This window comes from Actinomycetospora sp. (genome assembly GCF_036497245.1).
Taxonomy (GTDB): Bacteria; Actinomycetota; Actinomycetes; order Mycobacteriales; family Pseudonocardiaceae; genus Actinomycetospora.
Genome location: NZ_DASXJS010000015.1, coordinates 48,039 through 55,342, shown reverse-complemented (window position 1 = coordinate 55,342; position 7,304 = coordinate 48,039). Strand labels below are relative to the sequence as shown.

Genomic DNA, 7,304 nt, shown 5'->3' with positions numbered 1-7,304 from the left:
CTGCTCGAGCGGTACCGCGAGGACCACGACGGCGAGTGGCCCACCAGCGTCGGGCTCTCGCTCTGGGGGACGGCGGCGATGCGCACCAGCGGCGACGACATCGCCGAGGCCCTCGCGCTGATGGGTGTGCGGCCGGTGTGGGACGAGGCGTCGCGGCGGGTCACGGGCCTGGAGGTCACCGCCGCCGAGGAGCTCGGCCGGCCCCGCGTCGACGTCGTGCTGCGGATCAGCGGCTTCTTCCGCGACGCGTTCCCGCACGTCGTGGCGACGATGGACGACGCGGTGCAGTTGGTGGCGGGTCTCGATGAGGCCGACGAGGACAACTTCGTCGCCGCCCACGCCCGCGCGGACGAGGCGGGCGGCAGCAGCTGGCAGCAGGCCACGACGAGGATCTTCGGCTCGCCGCCCGGTGCGTACGGGGCGGGCCTGCTGCAGGCGATGGACTCGCGGGAGTGGCGCGGCGACGCCGACCTCGCGGAGATCTACACGACCTGGGGCGGGCACGCGTACGGGCGCGACCGCAACGGCGAGTCCGCGGTCGAGGAGATGCGGTCGGCCTACCGGCGGATCGCGGTCGCGGCGAAGAACATCGACACCCGCGAGCACGACATCGCCGACTCCGACGACTACTACCAGTACCACGGCGGCATGATCGCGACGGTGCGCGCGCTGACCGGGGCCGCGCCCGCGGCCTACGTCGGGGACTCGACGCGGCCGGAAGCGGTACGCACCCGGTCGCTCGTGGAGGAGACGGCCCGGGTCTTCCGCAGCCGCGTCGTGAACCCGCGCTGGATGGCCGCGATGCGCCGCCACGGCTACAAGGGCGCGTTCGAGATGGCCGCGACCGTCGACTACCTCTTCGGCTGGGACGCGACGGCGGGCACCGTCAGCGACTGGATGTACGGCTCGCTCACCGAGAACTACGTGCTCGACGAGCAGAACCGGGCGTTCCTCCGCGACGCGAACCCCTGGGCGCTGCACGGGATGGCGGAGCGGCTGCTCGAGGCGGTCGACCGCGGGCTGTGGGAGAACCCCGACCCGGCGATGGTCGAGTCGCTGCGCGAGGCGTTCCTCGAGGCGGAGGGCGAGGCCGAGGGGGAGTAGGTGGCTACGCCACCTAGTCTTCCCGGCGCTCCGGCAGCGCCTCGAGCGCGGCCGCGAGCTCGGCGGGGTCGTCGTGGCGGTTCTCGGGGTCGGGGTCGAGGAGCTGCGTGATCACGTCACGCAGCTCCGCCGAGCCGGTCAGCCCGCTCAGGTCGGGCCGGTGGGTGGCCGCCTGCGCGACGATCGTCGCCACGGAGCCGCCGCGGGCCGGGTGCCCGAGGAGCATCTCGACGAGGATCAACCCGAGGGAGTAGAGGTCCGAGCGGACGTCGACCGGGCGTCCGGCCAGCTGCTCCGGGGACAGGTAGAGCGGGGTCCCGACGACGATGCCCGCGCCGGTCAGCCGCGGCTGGTCGTCCTCGTCGCGGCGGGCCGGACCCAGCTCGACCACCACCGGCCGGCCGTCCGCGGTGATGACGACGTGGGACGGCTTGAGGTCGAGACGCACGACCCCCTGGTCGTCGAGGTAGCGCAGCAGGTCGACCAGCCCCAGGGCGAGGTCGACGGCCACGGGCGCCCGGAGCGGACCCCGGGCGATGAGGTCGTCGAGGGAGAGCCCGACCACGAAGTCCGACACCAGCCCCGGGCGGGCACCGTCGTCGACGACGGCGATCGTCGCGGCCAGCAGCGGGTGCTCGAGGCGGCGGGCGAGGTCGACCTCGCGGCGGAAGCGTTCGCGCGCGACCTCGTCGTGCTGCTCCCGGACGTCGAGCATCCGGACCGCCACGTCCCGGCCGAGGAAGGCGTCGCGCGCCCGGTAGGTCCGCCCGAGCGCGCCCCGCCCGAGCTCCTCGACGAGCACGTAGCGGCCCTCGGCCACCCGCCCGAGCTCCCGTGACGCCGGCGCGACCTGCGCCACGGCCTCGGCCACCGACCGCGCGAGCCGGTACACCGTCTCGGTGCGCCCGGACCGGCCCACGGACGTGGCCCGGGCGGAGTCGGGCTCGCGAGCGTCGAGGATCCCGACGGTCGCGAGCTCGCGGAGGAGCCCGAGGCACTCCTCGTCGGAGGTGAGGTCCCGGCGGGTCACGCCCGCGGCACGGTCGGCCATGAAGTCCGAGGCGGTGAACGTCGTCCCGCGTCGCTCGAGGATCCAGTCGACGACGAGGTAGGTGGCGCTGCGCCTGCCGTCGACGTCGACGGGGTCGGTGAGCACGCCGCGGGGCCGGGCCTGCGCCCAGAGCGGGCCGAGCCGGCGCTCCAGGGAGGCGTAGAACGAGACCAGGAGCGCCGTCGCCTGGTCGATCACGACGTGGGGGCCGTCCGGGTGCCACTCGACGAGCTCGTCGAGCTCGTGGAGCAGCAGTGCGGGGAGCCCGCGCGAGCGGTACTCGAGGTAGTCGGGGAGCTCGGGGTGGACGCCCGCGCCCCCGACCGTCAGGAGGCCGGCGAGGAGCTCGCCGGGCGCGCTCGGGGGAAGGCAGTTGAGGTAGAGGGGGCGACCGAACACCGCGGCCCAGATGTTGGTCCCGCGCGCCTGGCTCCGGCGCGCGAGGTCGACGACGTCGGCGCCTGCGACGAACACGAAGTGCGCCGAGCTGGCGGTGAGCGTGTTCTTGAGTACCCGCAGCAGCTCCTCGATCGACGCGGTCCCCGCCGGGTCCCGGGTGAGCTGGTCCAGCTCGTCGATGACCACCACGACGCGGCCCGCCCACGCCGGCGCCGCGTCCTTCCGGAACCAGCGTCGCGACGGCGTGTCCTCGCCGCCCGCCCCCGCGGCGAGCGCCGCCACGATGCGCAGGAGGTCGTACTCGGCCTCGGCGACGCCGTAGGGGAGGGCGGCCTGCTCGCCGCCCGTCGAGCGGCCCCGCTTGCGCCCGGTCGTCGTGGTCTGCTCGGCCGCGCCGGCCTGAGCTCCCCACAGGGTCGTCGTGGTCCGGCGGTGCGCGAGGTCGATCAGCTCGACGAGCTCCTCGGGCAGCCGCGGGAGGATCTGGTTGCGATCGAGGGCCTCGGCCAGTCCCCGGAGGATCCGCACGATCAGCTCGGTGGGCGAGGTCGGGCGGGCGACGGACTCCCACACGACGGCGAGCGGGGTCGGTTCGGGCTCCGTCGACACCAGTTCGGTGTGCAGCTCGTCGAGGGCCCGAGCCACGACGGTGGTCTTCCCGGCGCCGTCGAGACCGGTCAGCAGCAGCGAGCCGCCGGGCGAGTACCGGATGCGCTGCCGGACGAGATCCACGAACCGCTGGTTGCCGAGGAAGGGGATCACGGCCGGGTAGCGGAGGGGCTCGGAGGTCCTGCGGTAGTCCGGGCGCACGGGGATACGCCCCACCCGGGGCGGGGCGACCTCGAACGGGCGGGCAGGCGGGGAGCCGGTGACCGTCGTCCGGACGGGCCCGCTGCCCGCGGCGGTGTCCGGGCCGGGGGCGGCGCTCCAGGCCGTGTCGGGGGAGCGCTCCGAGCCGGTCGGGGCCGGGGTGGCGGGCCGGGTGATGAGCGCCGTGGACGCGGGCGCGCCCGGGTCGCTCCGCACCGCGGCCAGGACCGCGGCGCCCATCTCGCCCGCCGTCGTGTAGCGCTGCCGCGGGTCCTTGGCCATCGCGCGGGCCACGATGTCGTCGAACGCCGCGGGCACCCCGGGCCGCTCCCGTGAGGGCCGCGGGGGCGCCTGGGTGAGGTGCGCGTGCATGGCCTCGGCGACCGACGACGTCCGGAAGGGCCGGTGGCCCAGGAGCATCTCCGCGAGGACGCAGCCCAGCGCGTAGATGTCCGACGAGGGCCCGGGACGGATCCCCTCGAACATCTCCGGCGCCAGGTACGCGACCGTGCCGATGACCGTGCCCGTGCTGGTGAGGTTCTCCGAACGGTCCTGCTCGGCGGCGACCCCGAAGTCGGTGAGGTAGGCGAAGACGGGGTCGTCGGTCGCGAGCAGGACGTTGCCGGGCTTGACGTCGCGGTGGACCAGCCCCTCCCGGTGCGCGGAGTCGAGGCCGCTCGAGACCTGGGAGATGATCGCCGCGGTCCGGTCCGGCGCGACCGCCCCGTGCGCCAGCACGGCCGCGAGATCGGGCCCGTCCACCAGACGCATGTCGATGTAGAGGCGGCCGTCGATCTCGCCGAAGTCGTGGATGGGCAGGATGTGCGGTTCGGACAACCGCGCGGCGACCCGGGCCTCACGACGGAAACGGGCGACGAACTCGTCGTCGAGCGCCAGCTCGCGCAGCAGCAGCTTGAGGGCGACCGACCGTTCCCGCCCGGTGTCGAAGGCCCGGTAGACCTCGCCCATCCCGCCGCGGCCGAGATGTCCGTCGAGACGGTAGCGCCCGATGGTGGCGCCGACCCCCACTTCCGCCTTCACGCCACCCCGTTCCCCGGACCCGACCTGCGGGGGTGGAGGTTACTCGGTGCGATCGCTGCGGTGCACCGTTCGTGAGCGGGCAGCTGCGCCGTCAGCTCCCGCAGCTCCCGCCGTACGTGGTGATCTTGTAGTCCACGACGGCGAGCGCGCCCTGCAGGTCGCGGAGCTGGGCGACGATCGCCGCGCGCTGGTCGAGCAGGAGCCCGAGCCGCTCGTCCTGGGTGTGCGGACCGGCCTTCGCCAGCTCGAGGTAGCGGCTCACCGCGGCGATCGGCATCCCGGACAGGCGCAGCCAGGTGACGAAGGCGATGCGGCCGAGGGCCTCCCGGTCGTAGACCCGGCGGCCGGAGGCGTCGCGACCGGTGTCGACCAGGCCGATCCGCTCGTAGTAGCGCAACGTGTGGGCGGTGATCCCGGTGATCTCGGCGACCTCGCTGATCCCGAGGGTCTCGGGGAGGTCGTCGGGCAGTCGGAGCGCGCGGATCAGCTCGTCGTTCAGCGGGGGCAGCGAGCCGTCCTCCGCGGCGACCGCGTCCAGGATCGAGCGCAGGCGCGCCGCCGGGTGGACCTGCAGGTCGCCGGGGAAGGCCTCCGGCGGAGTGCTCACTGCCGTCATGGACTCGACCGTAGGCCTTCGAGTGCGCTCGAAGGCAAGCCCGGGTTGCACGGCGTCGACGTGCGTCACACACCGGAACGATCACGTTGACGGGTACCTGTTACCGCCGGTACCAGTTGATGGCGTGAGGGCTTCCGCGGTCGCCGCCGTCCTGGACGGGGTCGAGTTCCCCGTGCGGCCGTGGCAGATCGCGGCCGCCGCCGAGGACTTCGGGGTCGATGCGGTGACCCGCACCAAGATCGACCAGATACCGGACCGGGAGTACAGCGACGTCTTCGACATCGTGGTCGCCCTCACCTCGACGCCCGCGCACCTGCGCATGCGGCGCCCGCTGTAGGCCGCGCAGGACCGCACGAACCGGTCGGCCTGCACCCAGCAGGGCACGAATCAGGCGTTCTACCTGCGAAAACGCGCCGCCCCGATCACGGGCCCGCGGCGGTCGGTGTGCGACCGTCAGCGGTGGCGCCACTCGGTGCCGGGGAGCGAGGACGTGGCGTGGTGAAGTCTCGTTCGGGGCGTCGGGGGACGGACCGGCACGGCCCGGGGCAGACCTGGCGCGTCGCGGCGGTGCTCGGTGCGGCGGCCGCGCTCGTGCTCGGCGCGGCGGCGTGCTCCGGCAGCACGAGCGCGCCCGGGACGTCGACCTCGCCCGCCGCCTCGGCGGCGTCCCCGACCTCGGCGCTCCCCCCGCCGGGCCCCCGCGTCACGATCGACCCGGCGGCCGAGGTCAACCCGGCGGCCCCGGTGCACGTCCACACCGACGGCGGCCGGCTCACCTCGGTGCGCATGACCAACCCCGCGGGCGACGCCGTCACGGGCACGACCTCGGCCGACGGCGCCACCTGGACGACGAGCGAGCCGCTCGCCTACTCGCGCACCTACACCGTGGTCGCGGACGCGGTGTCGGCGCAGGGCGCCCCGACCCACCTGCAGTCGACGGTGGCCACGCTCGCGCCCAAGCAGACCGACAGTGCCGCCGTGGACCCCGGCAGCACGAACGTCGGGGTCGGCCAGCCGCTGGCGGTGACGTTCTCCCATGCGGTGTCGGACAAGGACGCCGCGGTCAAGGCGCTGTCGGTGACGTCGAACCCGCCGCAGCCCGGCGCCTGGCACTGGATCTCCTCGACCCAGGTGGACTACCGGCCCCAGGCCTACTGGAAGCCGGGCACCTCGGTGACCCTCCAGGGCAAGCTGCTCGGCGCGGCCCTCGGCGGCGGCGCGTACGGCGCGAAGGACATCCACGAGACCTTCCACGTGCACGACGCCGTCGTCGCCAAGGCCGACGGCGCCGCCGAGCAGATGCAGATCTTCGACAACGGCGCGCTGGTCAAGACGATGAAGATCAGCCTCGGCTCGCCGCAGTTCCCGACGCACACCGGCACGCACGTCGTCTCCGACAAGCAGCCCAGCGTCGTCATGGACTCCGCGACCTACGGCGTGATGCCGGGCCAGCCGGGCTACTACAAGGAGACCGTGCTGCTCGACGAGCGCATCTCCAACGACGGCGAGTTCGTGCACGCCGCACCCTGGTCGGTCGGCCAGCAGGGCAGCGACAACGTCTCCCACGGTTGCGTCAACCTCAGCCCGGCCGACGCCCAGTGGTTCTTCGACCACTTCGGCGTCGGCGACGTCGTCGAGGTCAGCAATTCCGGTGGGCCCGCCCTGCCGGTCTGGGACCGTTGGGGCGACTGGGCGCTGCCCTGGTCGCAGTGGCAGGCCGCCACGAGCTGACCGGTCGGCCCGGGCGGCGGGTCGGCCGGTAGCGGGTCGGCCGGTGGACACCCCGGTCAGCGGCGCCCGCCCGGCACCGGGGCCACGGGTCGCGGTGCGGTGGCGGGCTCGCCGACCTTCCCCCGACGGCCCACCGGCGCGGGCACGGGCGCGTCGTCGGCGGGGAGCACGCTCGGGTGCAGCCCCGTCAGGGTCAGGAGGCCGTGGCGGCGGGTGAGGCGGCGCTGGACCTGCCCGAGCAGGGGGACCAGGGCGGGATCCGCCCGGATCACGTCGTGGGCGTCGAGGATGACGAACCGGACGCCCGCCTCGAGGAATCCCTGCAGGTGCGTCGCCAGGCGATCCACCGCGTCCGCGTCCAGGAAGCCCCGCAGCGTGATCCGCCCCTGGTGGGCCCCCTCGAACGCCGAGCCGATGAAGCTGGGCGCGGACCCACCGGGCCCCGAGTGCCCGTTCGAATGGTCGGAATCTGCCTGTGAGTGCGGCAAGGGTCCCCCCGGAACGCCTCGGAACTGCACGGGCGGGTCGGCGGGGACCAGGACGACGCCGCAG

Annotated in this window: 6 protein-coding genes; 3 read left to right on the top strand and 3 right to left on the bottom strand. The window is 74.2% G+C overall.

Annotated features, from left to right (window positions below; genetic code table 11):
• A partial coding sequence (locus VGI02_RS02525) for a cobaltochelatase subunit CobN (RefSeq protein ID WP_331625671.1) occupies positions 1-1,104 on the top strand: 1,104 nt, incomplete at its 5' end.
• A 13-nt stretch (positions 1,105-1,117) separates the two neighbouring features.
• Here the strand turns inward: VGI02_RS02525 and VGI02_RS02520 are convergent.
• Entirely contained in the window at positions 1,118-4,405 is a 3,288-nt protein-coding gene (locus VGI02_RS02520) for a protein kinase domain-containing protein (protein WP_331625669.1), read from the bottom strand.
• A gap of 91 nt (positions 4,406-4,496) precedes the next feature.
• Positions 4,497-5,021: a MerR family transcriptional regulator gene (locus VGI02_RS02515; protein ID WP_331625668.1), complete on the bottom strand. Its 525-nt coding sequence runs from the start codon at positions 5,019-5,021 to the stop codon at positions 4,497-4,499.
• Between the two features lie 124 nt (positions 5,022-5,145).
• Here VGI02_RS02515 and VGI02_RS02510 point away from each other — a divergent pair, with 124 nt between their 5' ends.
• Both VGI02_RS02510 and VGI02_RS02505 read left to right on the top strand, forming a co-directional pair.
• A complete protein-coding gene (locus VGI02_RS02510) occupies positions 5,146-5,358 on the top strand; it encodes a DUF2795 domain-containing protein (protein WP_331625667.1) in 213 nt (70 codons plus the stop codon).
• A 158-nt stretch (positions 5,359-5,516) separates the two neighbouring features.
• Complete coding sequence (locus VGI02_RS02505) at positions 5,517-6,752, top strand: L,D-transpeptidase (protein ID WP_331625666.1); 1,236 nt, start codon at positions 5,517-5,519, stop codon at positions 6,750-6,752.
• Positions 6,753-6,808: 56 nt separating this feature from the next.
• Here the strand turns inward: VGI02_RS02505 and VGI02_RS02500 are convergent, their stop codons facing one another.
• Positions 6,809-7,240 (bottom strand): STAS domain-containing protein, encoded by a 432-nt coding sequence (locus VGI02_RS02500; RefSeq protein ID WP_331625665.1) that lies wholly within the window; start codon positions 7,238-7,240, stop codon positions 6,809-6,811.
• Positions 7,241-7,304: the final 64 nt, after the last annotated feature.

Excerpts from the sequence above, each read along its gene's own strand:
- VGI02_RS02515 (WP_331625668.1), bottom strand. The coding sequence starts at position 5,021 with ATGACGGCAGTGAGCACTCCGCCGGAGGCCTTCCCCGGCGACCTGCAG.